General features: G+C 71.2%; 14 protein-coding genes and 1 pseudogene. 2 read left to right on the forward strand and 13 right to left on the reverse strand.

All coding sequences use genetic code 11. The annotated features are described in order from the left end of the window. Positions 1-95 precede the first annotated feature (95 nt). The gene (locus ACZ418_RS24460; protein ID WP_468366466.1) at positions 96-1181 is read right to left on the reverse strand and encodes a prephenate dehydrogenase; all 1086 of its coding nucleotides are present in this window, start codon (positions 1179-1181) and stop codon (positions 96-98) included. Positions 1182-1240: 59 nt separating this feature from the next. Continuing rightward, a pseudogene (locus tag ACZ418_RS24465) lies at positions 1241-1315 on the reverse strand (chorismate mutase); the annotation flags it as partial. Between the two features lie 146 nt (positions 1316-1461). Here ACZ418_RS24465 and ACZ418_RS24470 point away from each other — a divergent pair. Both ACZ418_RS24470 and ACZ418_RS24475 read left to right on the forward strand, forming a co-directional pair. Then, a complete protein-coding gene (locus tag ACZ418_RS24470) occupies positions 1462-1848 on the forward strand; it encodes a Rieske (2Fe-2S) protein (RefSeq protein WP_468366468.1) in 387 nt (128 codons plus the stop codon). Positions 1849-1870: 22 nt separating this feature from the next. After that, the gene (locus tag ACZ418_RS24475) at positions 1871-2614 is read left to right on the forward strand and encodes a nucleotidyltransferase domain-containing protein (protein ID WP_468366470.1); all 744 of its coding nucleotides are present in this window, start codon (positions 1871-1873) and stop codon (positions 2612-2614) included. Here ACZ418_RS24475 and ACZ418_RS24480 read toward each other — a convergent pair. The 11 genes from ACZ418_RS24480 to ACZ418_RS24530 all read right to left on the reverse strand — a co-directional run bounded on the left by ACZ418_RS24480 (position 2540) and on the right by ACZ418_RS24530 (position 16087). Further along, the gene (locus ACZ418_RS24480; protein ID WP_468366473.1) at positions 2540-3289 is read right to left on the reverse strand and encodes a nucleotidyltransferase domain-containing protein; all 750 of its coding nucleotides are present in this window, start codon (positions 3287-3289) and stop codon (positions 2540-2542) included. The two genes, ACZ418_RS24475 and ACZ418_RS24480, sit on opposite strands and share 75 nt — an antisense overlap. A 4-nt stretch (positions 3290-3293) precedes the next feature. Beyond that, on the reverse strand, positions 3294-4301 hold the full coding sequence (locus ACZ418_RS24485) for an ADP-ribosylglycohydrolase family protein (RefSeq protein WP_468366476.1): 1008 nt from the start codon (positions 4299-4301) through the stop codon (positions 3294-3296). Positions 4302-4391: 90 nt separating this feature from the next. Continuing rightward, positions 4392-5465 (reverse strand): pseudouridine synthase, encoded by a 1074-nt coding sequence (locus ACZ418_RS24490; RefSeq protein WP_468366478.1) that lies wholly within the window; start codon positions 5463-5465, stop codon positions 4392-4394. 13 nt (positions 5466-5478) lie between these two features. Then, entirely contained in the window at positions 5479-6126 is a 648-nt protein-coding gene (scpB, locus tag ACZ418_RS24495; RefSeq protein WP_468366481.1) for an SMC-Scp complex subunit ScpB, read from the reverse strand. Then, positions 6123-7277 carry a segregation and condensation protein A gene (locus ACZ418_RS24500; RefSeq protein WP_468366569.1) on the reverse strand — a complete coding sequence of 385 codons (1155 nt, stop codon included), beginning with the start codon at positions 7275-7277 and terminating at the stop codon, positions 6123-6125. Before ACZ418_RS24500 ends, scpB begins: the two co-directional genes overlap by 4 nt. A 366-nt stretch (positions 7278-7643) precedes the next feature. Then, a complete protein-coding gene (locus ACZ418_RS24505; RefSeq protein WP_468366484.1) occupies positions 7644-8204 on the reverse strand; it encodes a hypothetical protein in 561 nt (186 codons plus the stop codon). Then, entirely contained in the window at positions 8189-9322 is a 1134-nt protein-coding gene (locus tag ACZ418_RS24510; RefSeq protein ID WP_351803876.1) for a ParA family protein, read from the reverse strand. Before ACZ418_RS24510 ends, ACZ418_RS24505 begins: the two co-directional genes overlap by 16 nt. Before the next feature lie 379 nt (positions 9323-9701). Continuing rightward, positions 9702-10817: an alanine dehydrogenase gene (gene ald / locus ACZ418_RS24515; RefSeq protein ID WP_468366571.1), complete on the reverse strand. Its 1116-nt coding sequence runs from the start codon at positions 10815-10817 to the stop codon at positions 9702-9704. A 146-nt stretch (positions 10818-10963) separates the two neighbouring features. Next, positions 10964-13030, reverse strand: coding sequence for a tetratricopeptide repeat protein (locus ACZ418_RS24520; RefSeq protein ID WP_468366486.1), 2067 nt, complete (start codon positions 13028-13030; stop codon positions 10964-10966). A gap of 697 nt (positions 13031-13727) precedes the next feature. Further along, positions 13728-14354, reverse strand: coding sequence for an NUDIX domain-containing protein (locus ACZ418_RS24525; RefSeq protein ID WP_468366488.1), 627 nt, complete (start codon positions 14352-14354; stop codon positions 13728-13730). An 83-nt stretch (positions 14355-14437) separates the two neighbouring features. Further along, a complete protein-coding gene (locus tag ACZ418_RS24530) occupies positions 14438-16087 on the reverse strand; it encodes a CTP synthase (RefSeq protein ID WP_468366491.1) in 1650 nt (549 codons plus the stop codon). Positions 16088-16397: the final 310 nt, after the last annotated feature.

Consider the following 16397-nt stretch of genomic DNA (forward strand, 5'->3'; position numbering starts at 1 on the left):
TGTGGGCGGGTGCGGGGGCAAGAGCGCCCTGCACAAGGTTACTGGGTGCGGGTCACTCGTCCGGCCGTACGGGCGCGGGCACGAGAATCAGCGGGCTACTGCCGCAGAGCCCACCCGCGCTCCCGGAGCGCGCCCGTCAGCACCGGTACCGCCTTCGGCTCCACCATCAGCTGCACCAGACCGGCCTGCTGCCCGGTCGCATGCTCGATCCGCACGTCCTCGATGTTGATCCCGGCCCGTCCCGCGTCGGCGAAGATACGGGCCAGCTGCCCCGGCTGGTCGTCGATCAAGACTGCCACGACCTCGTAGACCCGCGGAGCGGACCCGTGCTTGCCTGGTACGCGCACCTGGCCCGCGTTCCCGCGGCGCAGCACGTCCTCGATGCCGGCGGTGCCCTCGCGCCGCTTGTCCTCGTCGGAGGACTGCAGGGCACGCAGGGCCTCGACGGTCTCGCTCAGGTCGGCGGCGACGTCGGAGAGCAGGTCGGCGACCGGGCCCGGGTTGGCGGACAGGATGTCGATCCACATGCGTGGGTCGGAGGCGGCGATCCGGGTCACGTCCCGGATGCCCTGTCCGCACAGCCGTATGGCGGCCTCCTCGGCGTTCTCCAGACGCGCGGCGACCATGCTGGACACCAGGTGGGGCATGTGGGAGACGAGGGCGACGGCGCGGTCGTGGGCGTCGGCGTCCATGACGACCGGTACCGCCCGGCAGTGCGAGACCAGCTCCAGGGCCAGGTTCAGCACCTCGGTGTCGGTGTCCCGGGTCGGGGTGAGCACCCAGGGACGGCCCTCGAAGAGGTCGGCGCTCGCGGCCAGCGGGCCGGACTTCTCGCGGCCGGACATGGGGTGCGTGCCGATGTACGCCGACAGGTCCAGGCCGAGCGCCTCCAGCTCGCGGCGCGGGCCGCCCTTGACGCTGGCCACGTCGACATAGCCGCGGGCCGCACCCCGGCGCATGGCGTCGGCGAGGACGCCGGCCACATGGGCGGGCGGGGCGGCCACGATCACCAGGTCGACCGGGCCCTCGGGGGCCTCGTCGGTGCCGGCGCCCAGCGCGGCGGCCGTACGGGCCTGCTCGGGGTCGTGGTCGGCGAGGTGGACGGTGACGCCGCGCTGGACGAGGGCCAGGGCGGCGGAGGTGCCGATGAGGCCGGTGCCGATGACGAGTGCGGTTCTCACTGGGCGATGTCCTTGCGCAGGGCGGCCGCGACGCCGGGGCAGACGCGGCCGATGCCGGCTCCGGGCTGCTCGTCCATGTGTCCGGCCTCGTCCCGCCCGAGTGGGACGGCCCCCCGGACCGCTCGTACCGCCACGGCGCTGCTCCCTGCTGACGTGCGGATCTTTTCTTGGTCCGTCCAGCGTAGTCAGCGCGCGCGGACGAAGCGCACGGCGCCCGACCGCTGAGACGATGCAGAGAATTCGGTATTTACCGATTTCGACGTGTTGTACGGAGGTCGGCATGACTGAGGGCGCGACGCGGCGCACGGTTCTGGCGACGGGCGCGGCGGCGGTCGTCGCACCCCTTGCGGCATGCGGTGGCGGCACCACCACCAGCGCCGGCGAGCAGCTGGCCACAACCAGTGACATCCCGGAGGGCGGCGGCAAGATCTTCAAGGACAAGAAGGTCGTCGTCACTCAGCCCAAGAAGGGTGACTTCAAGGCCTTCTCGGCGATCTGCACGCACTTGGGCTGCACGGTGAGCACGGTCGCGAACGGCACGATCAACTGCCCCTGCCACGGCAGCAAGTTCCACATCGGGGACGGATCGGTGGCCCACGGCCCGGCGAAGCGGCCGCTGCCCAAGGAGTCGATCAAGGTGGAGGGAAACTCGATCAAACTGACGTGAGGGGTCGGCGTACGCTCCCGGCATGCAGCCCGCGACCCTGGTACGTGACCACACCGTCTACGCCTGTGTCATGGGTTCCCGGGCCTTCGGTCTGGCGACGGACACGAGCGACACCGACCGGCGGGGCGTGTTCCTCGCCCCCACCCCGCTCTTCTGGCGGTTCGAGAAGCCGCCGACGCATGTGGAGGGGCCGGGCGAGGAGCAGTTCTCCTGGGAGCTGGAGCGGTTCTGCGAGCTGGCTCTGCGCGGCAACCCGAACATCCTGGAGTGCCTGCACTCCCCGCTGGTGGAGCAGGTGGACGACACCGGCCGGGAGCTGCTGTCCCTGCGCGCGGCCTTCCTCTCCCGCCGGGCGCACGGCACCTTCACCCGCTACGCCCTCGGCCAGCGCAGAAAACTGGACGCCGACGTCCGCACGCACGGCGCACCTCGCTGGAAGCACGCCATGCATCTGCTGCGCCTGCTGATGAGCGCCCGGGACCTGCTGGCGACGGGCGAGCTGCGGCTCGACGTCGGCGACCAGCGGGAGCCGCTGCTTGCGGTGAAGCGGGGCGAGGTCCCCTGGGCCGAGGTCGAGAGGTGGATGGCCCGGCTCGGGACGGAGACGGAACAGGCCGTGCACCGCACTCCGCTCCCGCCCGAACCGGACCACGCGCGCGTGGCCGACTTCCTGTTCCGGGCGCGCCGGGACTCAGCCTTCCAGACGCACGCGGACCACGAAGTCGTGCAGGGCGTCGTGCCCGCTGGGCGCGTCGGGCAGGGCTGAGGCGGCCTGTGCCTCGTCGAGCTCGGCGTGCAGCCGCTCCACGTCGGCCTCCACGCGCGCGTGCGGGACAGCCGCGCCGCCGTGCTCCCGCTCCGCCTTGGCGGCGATCAGCTCGGGCAGATAGCCGGGGGCGTCGAGGTGCTCCAGCAGCGTGGGCAGGTGGGCCCGGACCTCTCCGCTGCGCATGAGGTGGATGCCGGTGAGCAGCACCCGGAACGTGTAGAGCAGCGGCTTGAGTTCGCCGGTCTTCTCGAACAGCCGCCACTGGGTCACCGCGAATCCCCGGTAGTGGTGGGCGTGGTGGCTGGTGAGGACGCCGGGGGCGAGCGCGGCCAGCTCCCGGTGCGCGTCCCCGGTGTGCACGACGAGCGGCGAGAGCAGCTGCTCCAGCACATAGCCGTTACGGCGCAGCATCAGCCGTACGAACTTGCGCAGGTCGTGGGTGACGAGGTCCAGTTCGACGCCGTAGCGCACCCAGGCCCGGGAGCGGGTCTCCTCCGGCTCGCGCAGCCCGACGAGGTCGGCCGCCGGGAGCAGATGGACGCCCCGCAGGTCCACGTCGGAGTCCTGCGAGGGGAAGCCGTACAGATGGGCTCCGGACACGGTCGCGAACAGCAGGGGGTCGGGCTGTTCCGCGACCACGGGCTTCAGGTCGATGTCGAGGTCGTCGATCATGGGCCTAAGCGTCCCAGAGCGTGCCCAGCGCCAACAGATCGCCCCGGTACTCGATCCGCTCGCTCCAGTCGGCCGGCCAGGCCCGCTCGCCCAGCCACGCGCCCGCGAACGCGCCGGTGAGGCAGGCGATGGAGTCGGAGTCGCCGGAGGAGCAGGCGGCCCGGCGCAGGGCGGTGACGGGCTCGTCGGGGAAGAGCAGGAAGCACAGCAGTCCGGTGGCGAGGGCCTCCTCGGCGATCCAGCCCGCGCCGGTGGCCAGGCACGGGTCGGTCTCCGGGGAGACGGTCCGTACGGCCTCCTGGAGCCGGTCGAGGACCGCCAGGCACTCGTCCCAGCCGCGTGCGACGAAGTGCTCGGGGGTGGGGTCCTGGGATCGGGTCCACAGGTCGCCGAGCCAGGTGTGGTCGTAGTGGGTGCGGTGGTCGAGGGCGTAGGAGCGCAGCCGGCCGACCAGGCCCGTCGGATCGACGCCCTGCGCGAGCAGGTGGACGGCGTGGGCGGTGAGGTCGGAGGCGGCGAGCGCGGTGGGGTGGCCGTGGGTGAGGGCGGACTGCAACTGGGCGGCGCCGGAACGCTGTTCGTCGCTCAGACCGGGGGCGAGGCCGACCGGGGCGACCCGCATGTTGGCACCGCAGCCCTTGGAGCCGATCTGGCTGGCGTCCTGCCAGGCGCGGCCCTGCTCCTTCAGCAGGGCGCACGCGGTCAGGCAGGTGTTGCCCGGGGCCCGGTTGTTGTCCGGGGAGTGGTACCAGTCCACGAACTCCTCGCGCAGCGGCCGCTCCAGCCGCTTCGGGGCGAGGTACCCGCGTTCCATGGCCGTCCCGAGCGCGCGCCCGACGGCGAGGGTCATCTGCGTGTCGTCGGAGACGAAGGCGCGCCGTGGCAGCTCCATCTCCCGCCAGGGCCCGCACTTGGCGAGGATCTGCGGTACGTCGTTGAACTCGGTCGGGAAGCCGAGGGCGTCCCCGAGGGCCAGGCCCAGAAGTGCGCCGGTGGCCGCGCGCTTGGACATAGGATCACCATCCCCCTTTATCGTCACTCTGACAATAAAGGGGGATGGTGATCGCGGCAAGGCGTTCGGGCGGGCGACTTAGCGGTCGACTTAGAGGTCGACCTCCTTCATCAGCATCCCGACCTCGGTGTTGGACAGGCGCCGCAGCCAGCCCGACTTCTGGTCACCCAGGGTGATCGGGCCGAAGGCCGTGCGGACCAGCTTCTCGACCGGGAAGCCGGCCTCCGCCAGCATGCGCCGCACGATGTGCTTGCGGCCCTCGTGCAGGGTCACCTCGACCAGGTAGTTCTTGCCGGTCTGCTCCACGACCCGGAAGTGGTCCGCACGCGCGTAACCGTCCTCCAGCTGGATGCCGTCCTTCAGGCGCTTGCCCAGGTCGCGCGGGATCGGGCCGACGATCGCCGCGAGGTAGGTCTTCTTCACGCCGTACTTGGGGTGGGTCAGGCGGTGCGCCAGCTCACCGTGGTTGGTGAGCAGGATGACACCCTCGGTCTCGGTGTCCAGCCGGCCGACGTGGAACAGCCGCGTCTCGCGGTTGGTGACGTAGTCCCCGAGGCACTGCCGCCCCTCCGGGTCCTCCATCGTGGAGACGACACCGGCGGGCTTGTTCAGCGAGAAGAACTGGTACGACTGCGTCGCGACCGTCAGGCCGTCGACCTTGACCTCGTCCTTCTCCGGGTCCACCCGGCGGCCCTGCTCCAGGACGATCTCGCCGTTGACCTCGACCCGCGCCTGCTCGATCAGCTCCTCGCAGGCCCGCCGCGAGCCGTAGCCGGCGCGCGCGAGGACCTTCTGCAGCCGCTCGCCCTCCTGCTCGGCGCCCGGGAAGGTCTTGGGCAGCTTGATGTCCTTCTTGCCGGCGTAGCGCTCCCGGTTGCGCTCCTCGACCCGCGCCTCGTACTCACGCGAGCGCGCGGGGGCCGTACGGCCGCGCCCGCCGCCCTGCTGGGCCTGCTTGGGGCCGCCCTTGGCGCCGCCGCGGGCCGCGCCGCCGCGCCCGGACTTGGGGCCGTCCTTCGAGGCGGCCGGGCCCACGTCGTAGCGGCGCTCCTCGGGGCGGGGCTTGCGGGGACGGCCCTGCCCCTGTCGCTCGTCCCGGTTGTTGCCGGCGCCGCGGTAGTTACCGCGCCCGCCGCTGTTCCTGCCGCTGCCGCTGCTTCGCATCAAGGTTTCCGTCTTAGTCGTCTGCGTCCTGAGCACCGGGCGCGTCGGGCGCGTCCGGGTCGAACGACGGCACCCCTTCCTGGGTCTCGGCCTCGATCGCCTCCGCCTCCGGGAGGAAGGGCGCGAGCTCCGGAAGCTCGTCCAGGCCACGCAGGCCCATCCGCTCCAGGAAGTAGTTCGTCGTCCTGTACAGGATCGCACCTGTTTCGGGTTCCGTGCCCGCCTCCTCGACCAGACCCCGTTGCAGGAGGGTGCGCATCACACCGTCGCAGTTGACTCCGCGTACGGCGGAGACGCGGCTGCGGCTGACCGGCTGGCGGTAGGCGACGACCGCGAGGGTCTCCAGCGCGGCCTGGGTGAGCCGGGCGGTCTGGCCGTCCAGGACGAGCCGCTCGACGGCGGGCGCGTAGTCGGCCCGGGTGTAGAAGCGCCAGCCGCCCGCGACGAACCGCAGCTCGAAGCCGCGGCCCTGCACCGTGTACTCGTCGGCCAGCTCCCGCAGCGCGTCCGCGACCTGCCGTTTCGGCCGCTCCAGCAGCTTGGCCAGGTGCTCCTCGGTCGCGGGCTCGTCCACGACCATGAGCATCGCCTCCAGGGCGGGCTTGAGGTCGAGATCGGCGACGCCGCGCAGTCCCTGGGGGAGCTCTGTGGTCTCGCTCATACCTTCTTGTCCTCCTTGGGCTGCTCCGGCGGCCGGTCGAACTCGTCGGTGACCATCGGTGCCGTGTCGGTGTCCCCGCCGGTCCAGCGCACCATCAGCTCCCCGAGCGCGGCCTCCTGCTCCAGGGCGACGGCCTTCTCGCGGTACAGCTCCAGCAGGGCGAGGAACCGGGCCACGACGGTGAGGGTGTCGTCGGTGTCCTCGACCAGCGCCCGGAAGCTGGCCTCGCCCAGCTCCTTCAGCCGCGCGACCACGATTCCGGCCTGCTCCTGCACGCTGACCAGCGGGGCGTGGATGTGGTCGACGTAGACCTCCGGCTTGGGCTTGGGCTGCATCGCCTTGACCGCGAGCCTGGCGAAGCCCTCGGGGCCGATGCTGATGACGACCTCGGGCAGCAGCTCGGCGTGGTGCGGTTCCAGGCCGACGGTACGGGGCCAGCGGCGGGCTTCCTCGTCGAGCCGCCGGTTGAAGATGTCCGCGATCTGTTTGTACGCGCGGTACTGCAGCAGCCGCGCGAACAGCAGGTCCCGCGCCTCCAGCAGCGCCAGGTCGGCCTCGTCCTCGACCTCGGCGGCGGGCAGCAGCCGGGCCGCCTTCAGATCGAGCAGCGTGGCGGCGACGACGAGGAACTCGGTGGTCTGATCCAGGTCCCAGTCGGGTCCCATGGCCCGGATGTGCGCCATGAACTCGTCGGTCACCTTGGAGAGGGCCACTTCGGTGACATCCAGCTTGTGCTTGGAGATCAGCTGGAGGAGCAGATCGAAGGGCCCCTCGAAGTTGGCGAGCCGGACCTTGAAGACACCGTCGACGGAGCCTTGGGGCTCCACGGCCTCTCCGGGTTCAGCGGCTCCGGGCGCTGCGATACCACCGAGCCCGCCGACTGCGGGAGCTTCGGACTCGGCGACCGGGAAAGCCTCCAGCTCGGCGGCCACCACCGCTTCCGGCTCGGCAGGCGCCGACCCAACGGAGTCGGCAGCAGCGGGCACTTCCAGCTCGCCGACTACGGGCACTTCGGACTCGGCGACTGCGAAGGCTTCCGGCTCGGCAGCTGCGGGCCCTTCCGACAGGACGACTGCGGCAGCCTTGGGCTCGGCGACCGCGGGCCCTTCCGACTCGACGGCTGCGGCAGCCTTGGGCTCGGCGGCCGCCACCGCTTCCGGCTCGGCGGGCGCGGACCCAACGGAGTCGGCAGCGGCGGGCGCTTCCGGCTCGCCGACTACGGGCACTTCGGACTCGGCGACTGCGAAGGCTTCCGGCTCGGCAGCTGCCGGCGCTTCGGGCTCGGCGGCTTTCGGTTCTTCGGGTGGTGCGGATGCCGGATCCTCGGGTGGGGTGGCTACGGGTGCCTCTTCCAGCAGGCCGTCGTGCCCACCGGCCTCTGCCACCGGCTCGCTCTGCGGCGCAACCGGCGGAGCCACTCGCGGGACCCCCGGACCCCGTCCCAGCGCACGCCGACGGCCGGCGCCGGTGCCGGGGAGGGGAACGTCGTTCGAGGTCATAGCCCCCGCAGGCTACCCCTACCGCCCCCGCAGCCGGCGTACGAGGATGCTCGCGTCCCCGCGGGACTCCAGGTCGGCCAGGACCACGGCCACCGCCTCGCGGACGATGCGCCCGCGGTCGACCGCCAGTCCGTGCTCGCCGCGGAGCACCAGACGGGCGTGCTCGAGGTCCATCAGCTCCTCGGCCGACACATACACCGTGATCTTCTCGTCGTGCCGCTCACGACCACTGGGCCGCCGCGCCGCCGCCCGCCCCCGCTTCCTCGGCGCCGCGGCGGCGGAGGGTGCGTCAGAATCTTCCTGTGCCGCCTGCCGCCGCGCCGGGCGGGTGCGGGACTCGCCGGCCCCGTCCTGCTCGGCCTCCGCCGCGACATGCTCCGCGCCCTCGCCGTCACCGCCCTGGACCGGCACCGACTGCGGCGCGTCCTCGGCGGCGGCCGCGCCGTCGCTCTCCCCCGCGGGAGCCGGCACCCGGGCCTCACCGTTGGCCGAGCGGCGGGGAGTCGACGGCTGCAGCGCCGTCCCCCCTGTCGTACGGAAGAGTTCGTCGGCCCCGGGCAGACTCACTCGGCGTGACACCGGGCGAGCACCTCCCTGGCGAGCTGGCGATAGGCGGCGGCACCGACGGAGTTGGAGGCGTACGTGGTGATCGGCTCACCGGCGACCGTGGTCTCCGGGAAGCGGACCGTGCGGCCGATGACCGTGTGGTAGACGTGGTCGTCGAACGCCTCGACCACACGGGCCAGGACCTCACGGCTGTGGACCGTGCGCGAGTCGTACATCGTGGCGAGGATGCCGTCCAGTTCGAGCTCGGGGTTGAGCCGCTCCTGGACCTTCTCGATGGTCTCGGTCAGCAGGGCCACACCGCGCAGGGCGAAGAACTCGCACTCCAGCGGCACGATCACCTTGTGAGCGGCCGTCAGGGCGTTGACGGTGAGCAGGCCGAGCGAGGGCTGACAGTCGATCACGATGTAGTCGTAGTCGGGCATCAGCGGCTTCAGGGCGCGCTGCAGCGTCGACTCGCGGGCGACCTCGGAGACCAGCTGGACCTCGGCGGCCGACAGGTCGATGTTGGACGGAAGCAGGTCCATGTTCGGGACCGCGGTCTTCAGCAGGACCTCGTCCGCGGACATCCCCCGCTCCATGAGCAGGTTGTAGACCGTCAGGTCGAGTTCCATCGGGTTGACGCCGAGACCCACCGACAGCGCGCCCTGCGGGTCGAAGTCCACGAGCAGCACGCGCCGGCCGTACTCCGCGAGCGCGGCACCCAGGTTGATGGTCGACGTGGTCTTGCCGACGCCGCCCTTCTGGTTGCACATCGCGATGATCTTCGCGGGGCCGTGGTCGGTCAGCGGGCCCGGGATCGGGAAGTACGGCAGCGGGCGTCCGGTCGGACCGATGCGCTCGCGGCGCTGGCGGGCCGCGTCGGGCGCGAGCGTGGCCGCGTACTCCGGATCGGGCTCGTACTCGGCGTCGGGATCGTAGAAGTGCCCCTCGGGCAGTTCGTCGTAGTCGGCGAAGTGGTTGTGGGGCGCGCCACTTCCGTCGCCGGCCATGGCGTTCACGTGATGGCCATCCATGCTCGGGTGTGCTGTCCCGGCCGCCTGCGGACCGGAACTCTGGTGGGCTGCGAAGGTGCGCACAGCTACGGAGCCGACAGCCTCGAATCCCGCGGGGCCCTGGCCCCGTGCAGGCATTCCTGGTTGACCACCCCCGGGAGAAAATGTCGACTCATTCACAAGTCGTCTTACCTCCTTGGTGACCAGGAAACTTCTAGACAAGGTCAGCGTGGCACCATGCCGACGGTTGGCGACTCTATGGCGTGTCGGCGGTCCGCAGCAACACAATCCGCCGGACCCGGCAGGATGTGTCGGCAATGAAACATCTCGCTGTCAAGGGCGTACGGCCGTCGCACAGCAGGTTTCACCGGTGTACGAATCGGTCGAAGGGTTGCGTTCGAGGCGAGTTGGCCAAGAGTCGCCAAGTGACCATACACACATCCGGCCGGACCTTGTCGGGCAAGGTCCGGCCGGTCGCGCGCTGTTGACGAGTCGTGTTGACGAATCGCCTTTTACATCAGCCGAGCAGGGTCTCCAGCTCCACGTGCTCCAGGCCGTGCGCCTCGGCGACCTCCTTGTAAACGACCTTGCCGTCATGGGTGTTGAGACCCTTGGCGAGCGCGGCGTCGCGGCGCAGCGCCTCGACCCAGCCGTTGTTGGCGAGGGAGACGATGTAGGGCAGCGTCGCGTTGGTGAGGGCGTTGGTGGAGGTGTTGGGCACCGCACCGGGCATGTTGGCGACGCAGTAGAAGACCGAGTTGTGCACCTGGAAGGTCGGCTCGGCGTGCGTCGTCGGGTGGGAGTCCTCGAAGCAGCCGCCCTGGTCGATCGCGATGTCGACAAGGACACTTCCGGGCTTCATACGGGCCACCAGCTCGTTGGTGACCAGCTTCGGGGCCTTGGCGCCCGGGATGAGGACCGCGCCGATGACGAGGTCGGCGTCGAGGACGGCCTTCTCCAGCTCGAAGGAGTTGGACATGATCGCCTTGACCTTCGTACCGAAGATCTTGTCGGCCTCGCGCAGCTTGTTGATGTCACGGTCGAGCAGGGTCACCTCGAAGCCCATGCCGACGGCGACCTGGGTGGCGTTCCAGCCGGAGACGCCACCGCCGATGACGACGGCCTTGGCCGGGGTCACACCGGGGACGCCACCGGGCAGCACGCCACGGCCGCCGGCCGCGCGCATCAGGTGGTAGGCACCGACCTGCGGGGCCAGCCGGCCCGCGACCTCGGACATCGGGGCCAGCAGCGGCAGGGCGCGATTGGGTAGCTCGACGGTCTCGTAGGCGATGGCCGTGGTGCCGGACTCGATGAGCGCGTCCGTGCACTCCTTGGAGGCGGCCAGGTGCAGGTAGGTGAAGAGGATCTGGTCCTTGCGGAGACGGTGGTACTCCTCCGCGATGGGCTCCTTGACCTTCAGCAGCAGGTCGGCGGTGGCCCACACCTCGTCGGCGGTGTCCAGGATCGCGGCACCGGCGGAGACGTACTCCTCGTCCGTGATCGAGGAGCCGAGGCCGGCGCCCCGCTCGACGACGACCTGGTGCCCGTTGCGCACCAGCTCGTGCACACCGGCGGGGGTGATGGCCACCCGGAACTCGTTGTTCTTGACCTCGCGGGGGATGCCGACCTTCACGTCGATCACGGTCCTTGACTCAGAGGGTATGGGGGTGCTTTACAGACGTACCCAGACATGCAAGGGCATACCGGGAGACACCGCAGGAGAACGTGCGGCAGAGCCAGTTTAATGAAGGTGTTCCGAGTGTCTAGCCTTTCATTGCATCAATCTTCGCCGGATGCACTGCGGATTTCGCAGGCATCGACGTCCTGATTGGGGCTTGCCTCGTCCTCCGAGCCCTCCTCGTCCAGCATGCGCCCGGCCGTCGCGCGGTGCAGACGGGCGGCGGCCGGGTCCCCCAGGCGCTCCAGCGTGTCGGCGAGCCGGAGATGCAGCGCGGCCTGCAACCGGAGGTCGTCGGCGCGCCGCGCCCACTCCACCGCCTCGTGGCAGGTGTGCAGGGACTCCTCGAACCGTCCCGCGTACTCCTGCACCCGGGCCAGCTCGCTCAACGCCCGCGCGTGGGCGGCGACATCGCCGCTCCTGCGGTAGCCCGCGACGGCGGCCCGCCAGTTCCGCAGGGCCTCGCCGTAGCGGCCCGCGTAGGTGTGGGCGGTGGCGATCCGGCCGTACAGGCGGGCGGCCTGCTCGGGCTCGCCGCGCGCCAGCCGCTCGGCGAGGGCCCGGCCGAACCAGTCCGCGGCCCGGTCGTAGTCCGCGAGCTCCTGGTAGGCACCACCTACGGATTCCATTGCGCGACCGGTCGCGTACGGGTCATTTGCTCTGCGTCCTGCGTCCAAAGCTGATCGATAGCGTTCCAGCGCATCCCTGGTACGCCCGGTCTGCGCGTCCACGTCGCCCAGGTTCAGCAGGGCCGCGGCCTGCTCCCGGGCCAGCCCGCGGCGCTCGGCGACATCGAGGACCAGGCTGTGCACCTCGTACAGGTCGGGCGCCGCGGCCTGCGTGCCGACATGCGCCACCATGGCCCTGACCAACTGGGACATCAGCCGTCGGGCGAGGGTGTCCAGCTCGCCGTCGGCCACCGCCAGCCGTGCGCACGCCAGCAGCGCGGGGCGCCGGATGCGCAGCCAGTCCGCGGCCGCCCTGGGGTTGGGGAAGCGCACCTCGCGGGGCATCGCGCTCAGCTTCTCCCGGGCCTGCGGGCTGTCCGTCTCGGTGATCGCCCGGCACGACTGCAGCAGCCGCACGGTCCGCTCCAGCATCCGGGCCCGGGCCAGCTGCAGCTCCGCGGGCCGTTCCTGGCTCTCGGCGCGGGCGCGCAGCAGCGGCTGCAGGCAGCCGGGGACGTCGTACTGGGGCAGCGGGGAGTCCGGCGCGCGCAGCAGGCCGAGGGCGACGAACTCGTCCAGGGAGGCGCGGGCGGCGCTCACCGAGCAGCCGGCGAGGGCCGAGGCGGTGTGCGGGTCGATCAGGCCGGCCGGGGCGAGGGAGAGCAGGCGCAGTATCCGGGCGGCCGGGCCGGGCAGGTCACCGAGGACGTGCCGGAAGACACGGGCGAGCGGGGTGCCGTCCGGGCCCTCGTCGGCGGCCGTGTGCAGCCGTTTGGCGAGGTCGGAGACGGCGGCCTTGGGGTGGGCGGCGAGCCAGCCGCCGGCCAGCACGAGGGCGGTCGGATGGCCCTGGCAGGCCTCGACCAGGCTCTCGGCGGCGCGTGGGTCGACCGTGATGCGGACGGTGCCGGTGTAGCGGGTGAGGAGTTCCACCGCGGACTTGGTGTCCAGGCCGCCCAGGGTGCAGGGGCGGACGTCCGCGATACCGGTGAGGGGGCCCGAGGAGACGGCCACCACCAGGCAGTCCGGGGCTTCCGGGAGCAGCGCGTCGACCTGCTCGGCGCCGGCCGCGTCGTCCAGGAGCAGCAGGGCGCGCCGGTCGGCGAGGGCGGTGCGCAGGGCCTCGGTGAGGTCGTCCTCGGCGGCGCCGGCCGGGGCCGGCAGCTCCAGCGCGGCGAGCAGCTCGCGGGCGGCGCGTCCGACGGGGACGGGGGTGCCGTCGGGCTCGCTGAGCCGGGCCCGCAGCACCCCGTCGGGGTAACGGCCCTCGATCTGCCGGACGAGTTCCTCGGCCAGGGCGGTCCGGCCGGAGCCGGGGCGGCCCGCGATCAGCAGCACGCGCGCGCGTGGCGCCTTGCGTCCGGAGAGGGTGTCCAGTCCCGCGCGCTCGATGTCGGCGCGCAGTTCCTTCAACTCCCTTGTACGGCCCAGGAAATGGTCTTGTGTGCCCTCGTGCGCCGACAGTCGCACGCCGTCCGTGTCCACCGCCTGATCCGTCACGGGCCACGCTCCCGTCCCACCGCACACGCAAGCCCGCCGGATCTTCCGCTACGGGCGTGCAAGAGCCTAGTTCACGCTCTGCGAGGTGCCGTGACGAGCGCGACGGACGGATCCCCTGATCGGATCAGCCGATCGTCACACCAGTACGCCGATCGGCTGCGGTTCCGGGCGAGGGATTCGGATCAGGAATGGGCCACGGGCGCGGTTCAAGACCGGGCCACGGGCGCGGCCCAGGACCGGCCCAGCAGGCGCGGCCCAGGACCGGGCCACGGGCGCAACTCAAGACCGGACCACGGGCGCGGCCCAGGACCGGCCCAGCAGGCGCAGCCCAGGACCAGGCCACAGGCGCGGCTCAAGACCGGGCCACAGGCGCGGTTCAGGACCGGATCACGGGTGCGGCTCAAGACCAGGCGACGGCTGCAGCTCAGGACCGGACCAACAGGCGCAGCCCAGGACCAGGCCACAGGCGCGGCCCAAGACCGGGCCACAGGCGCGGTTCAGGACCGGGCCACAGGCGCGGTTCAGGACCGGGCCACAGGCGACGGCTGCAGCTCAGGACCGGACCAGCAGGCGCAGCCCAAGACCGGGCCACGGGCGCGGCCCAGGAACAGGCCACGGCTGCAGCTCAGAACCGGGCGACGGGCGCGGCCCAGGACCAGGCCACAGGCGCGGCCCAGGACCGGGCCACAGGTTCGGGTCAGGACTGGAAGGGCCGGGCCGGCCAGGGGGCGTCGGCCGGGCGGAGTGCGTCGAGGCCGTCGCCGCCGCGCGCGGCCACCAGGGAGAGGACGCCGACGACCAGGCAGTTGTTGTGCACGTCGCCGGCCAGGACCCGGCGCACCAGTTCCTCGACCGGCACGCGTGCGTGCTCCATGTCGGTCTCCTCGTGCTCCGCCTCGAACCGCTCGCCCTCCGCCTCGGACAGATCGCGGGCGAGGAAGATCCGTACGGCCTCGTCGCAGCCGCCGGGTGTGGTGTAGACGTCGGTCAGCACCCGCCAGTCCTCGGCCTTGACGTGCGCCTCCTCGTACAGCTCGCGCTGGGCGGCGTGCAGCGGGTTCTCGCCGGGCACGTCGAGAAGACCGGCCGGGATCTCCCACAGCTTGTGCCGCACCGGGTGGCGGTACTGGTTGATCAGCAGTACCCGGTCCTCCTCGTCCAGGGCGAGGACGGCGACCGAGCCGGGGTGGACCTGGTAGTCGCGGCGGGCCACCGAACCGTCGGGCATGACCACGTCGTCCGTGCGGACCGAGGTCTTGTTGCCCACGAAGGGGGTCTCCGTCGCCCGGATCTCCCACTCCTCGGGGGTGTCCTTGATCGTCATGCCCTGTCCTTCCCCAAAGCGCCAAGCGGCCGGGGCGCGATCGTTTTGAATGCGCGCGCCCCGGCCACCGTACAACCCTTGTGTTACTTCGAGATCTTCCGCTCGACCGCGGCCTTCACCAGGCCCGCGAACAGCGGGTGCGGACGCGTCGGCCGCGAGCGCAGCTCGGGGTGCGCCTGCGTGGCGACGAGGTAGGGGTGGACGTCACGGGGGTACTCCACGTACTCCACGAGCTTGCCGTCCGGCGAGGTGCCCGAGAAGAGGATGCCGGCCTTCTTCTCCAGCTCCGCGCGGTAGGCGTTGTTGACCTCGTAGCGGTGGCGGTGCCGCTCCTCGACGTACTCCTTGCCGTCGTACACCTCGCGCACGATCGAGCCCTCGGCGAGCTTCGCCGGGTACATGCCGAGCCGCATTGTGCCGCCCATGTCGCCCTCACCGGCGACGATGTCCAGCTGCTCGGCCATGGTGGAGATGACCGGGTGGCCGGTGGCAGGGTCGAACTCGGTGGAGTTGGCGTCCGGGATGTCGGCCAGGTTGCGCGCGGCCTCGATCACGATGCACTGCAGGCCCAGGCACAGGCCGAGCAGCGGGATCCTGTTCTCGCGGGCGTACCTGATCGCGCCGACCTTGCCGAGCACACCGCGGTCGCCGAAGCCGCCCGGGACGCAGATGCCGTCCACGTCGGACAGCTGGGCCTTGGCGCCGGCCGGGGTCTTGCAGTCGTCGGAGGTGACCCACTTGATCTTCACGCGGGCGCGGTTGGCGAAGCCGCCGGCGCGCAGCGCCTCGGTGACCGACAGATAGGCGTCGGGCAGGTCGATGTATTTGCCGACCAGTGCGAGGGTGATTTCGTGCTCGGGGTTGTGGACGCGGTCCAGCAGGTCGTCCCACGTGGTCCAGTCGACGTCGCGGAACGGCAGGTCCAGCTTGCGCACGACGTAGGCGTCCAGGCCCTCGGAGTGCACGACCTTCGGGATGTCGTAGATCGAGCGGGCGTCGGGGCAGGCGACCACGGCGGCCTCGTCGACGTCGCACATCAGCGAGATCTTGCGCTTGATCGCGGTCGGCACCTCGCGGTCGCAGCGCAGCACGATCGCGTCGGGCTGGATACCGATGTTGCGCAGCGCGGCGACGGAGTGCTGGGTGGGCTTGGTCTTCAGCTCGCCGGAGGGCCCGATGTAGGGCAGGAGAGAGATATGAACCACGAAGACGTTGTCCCGGCCGACCTCGTGGCGGACCTGGCGGACGGTCTCCAGGAACGGCAGCGACTCGATGTCACCGACGGTGCCGCCCACCTCGGTGATGACGACGTCCACCTCGTCGGTGGCCATGCGCCGGATGCGGTGCTTGATCTCGTTGGTGATGTGCGGGATGACCTGCACCGTGTCGCCCAGGTACTCGCCGCGCCGCTCCTTGGCGATCACCGTCGAGTACACCTGTCCTGTAGTGACGTTGGCGGTGCCGTCCAGGTCGCGGTCGAGGAAGCGCTCGTAGTGTCCGATGTCCAGGTCGGTCTCGGCGCCGTCGTTGGTGACGAACACCTCACCGTGCTGGAAGGGGTTCATCGTGCCCGGGTCGACGTTCAGGTACGGGTCGAGCTTCTGCATCACGACGCGCAGGCCGCGGGCCTTGAGCAGCATGCCCAGGCTCGAGGCGGTCAGGCCCTTGCCGAGCGAGGAGGCGACGCCCCCGGTGACGAAGATGTGCTTGGTCGTCGTAGATTTGGGCGGCATGGCCAAGAGGGGGCTCCCGTGGTCGCTGTCTGTGATGCGGAGCGGCTGCCCGGCCGGAGATCTCCGGGGGTGCCGTCGCTGCGGTTCGGGGGACCCCTTGGTTCTCCTTGGGGGCCCACCGGTCCACGGGCTACCAGCGTATCAGCGCCTGGCGCAGATGGCTTCCGGCCACGCTCCGCGCTCGTCCGGGTACGGGGCGGCCCGCCACAGGCGTCAGCACAGGCACGCACATGTCACATGGTTGTCACCCGCTGCTCACCCGTTCGGCCCACACGGGTTGCCCGGAGCGGCACGCAGATCATCTACGTGC

Source organism: Streptomyces sp. NPDC030820 (genome assembly GCF_055572075.1).

Excerpts from the sequence above, each read along its gene's own strand:
- ACZ418_RS24525 (WP_468366488.1), bottom strand. The coding sequence starts at position 14,354 with ATGACGATCAAGGACACCCCCGAGGAGTGGGAGATCCGGGCGACGGAG.
- ACZ418_RS24485 (WP_468366476.1), bottom strand. The coding sequence starts at position 4,301 with ATGTCCAAGCGCGCGGCCACCGGCGCACTTCTGGGCCTGGCCCTCGGG.
- ACZ418_RS24490 (WP_468366478.1), bottom strand. The coding sequence starts at position 5,465 with ATGCGAAGCAGCGGCAGCGGCAGGAACAGCGGCGGGCGCGGTAACTAC.
- ACZ418_RS24475 (WP_468366470.1), top strand. The coding sequence starts at position 1,871 with ATGCAGCCCGCGACCCTGGTACGTGACCACACCGTCTACGCCTGTGTC.
- ACZ418_RS24480 (WP_468366473.1), bottom strand. The coding sequence starts at position 3,289 with ATGATCGACGACCTCGACATCGACCTGAAGCCCGTGGTCGCGGAACAG.
- ACZ418_RS24530 (WP_468366491.1), bottom strand. The coding sequence starts at position 16,087 with ATGCCGCCCAAATCTACGACGACCAAGCACATCTTCGTCACCGGGGGC.
- ACZ418_RS24510 (WP_351803876.1), bottom strand. The coding sequence starts at position 9,322 with ATGCCTGCACGGGGCCAGGGCCCCGCGGGATTCGAGGCTGTCGGCTCC.
- scpB (WP_468366481.1), bottom strand. The coding sequence starts at position 6,126 with ATGAGCGAGACCACAGAGCTCCCCCAGGGACTGCGCGGCGTCGCCGAT.
- ACZ418_RS24470 (WP_468366468.1), top strand. The coding sequence starts at position 1,462 with ATGACTGAGGGCGCGACGCGGCGCACGGTTCTGGCGACGGGCGCGGCG.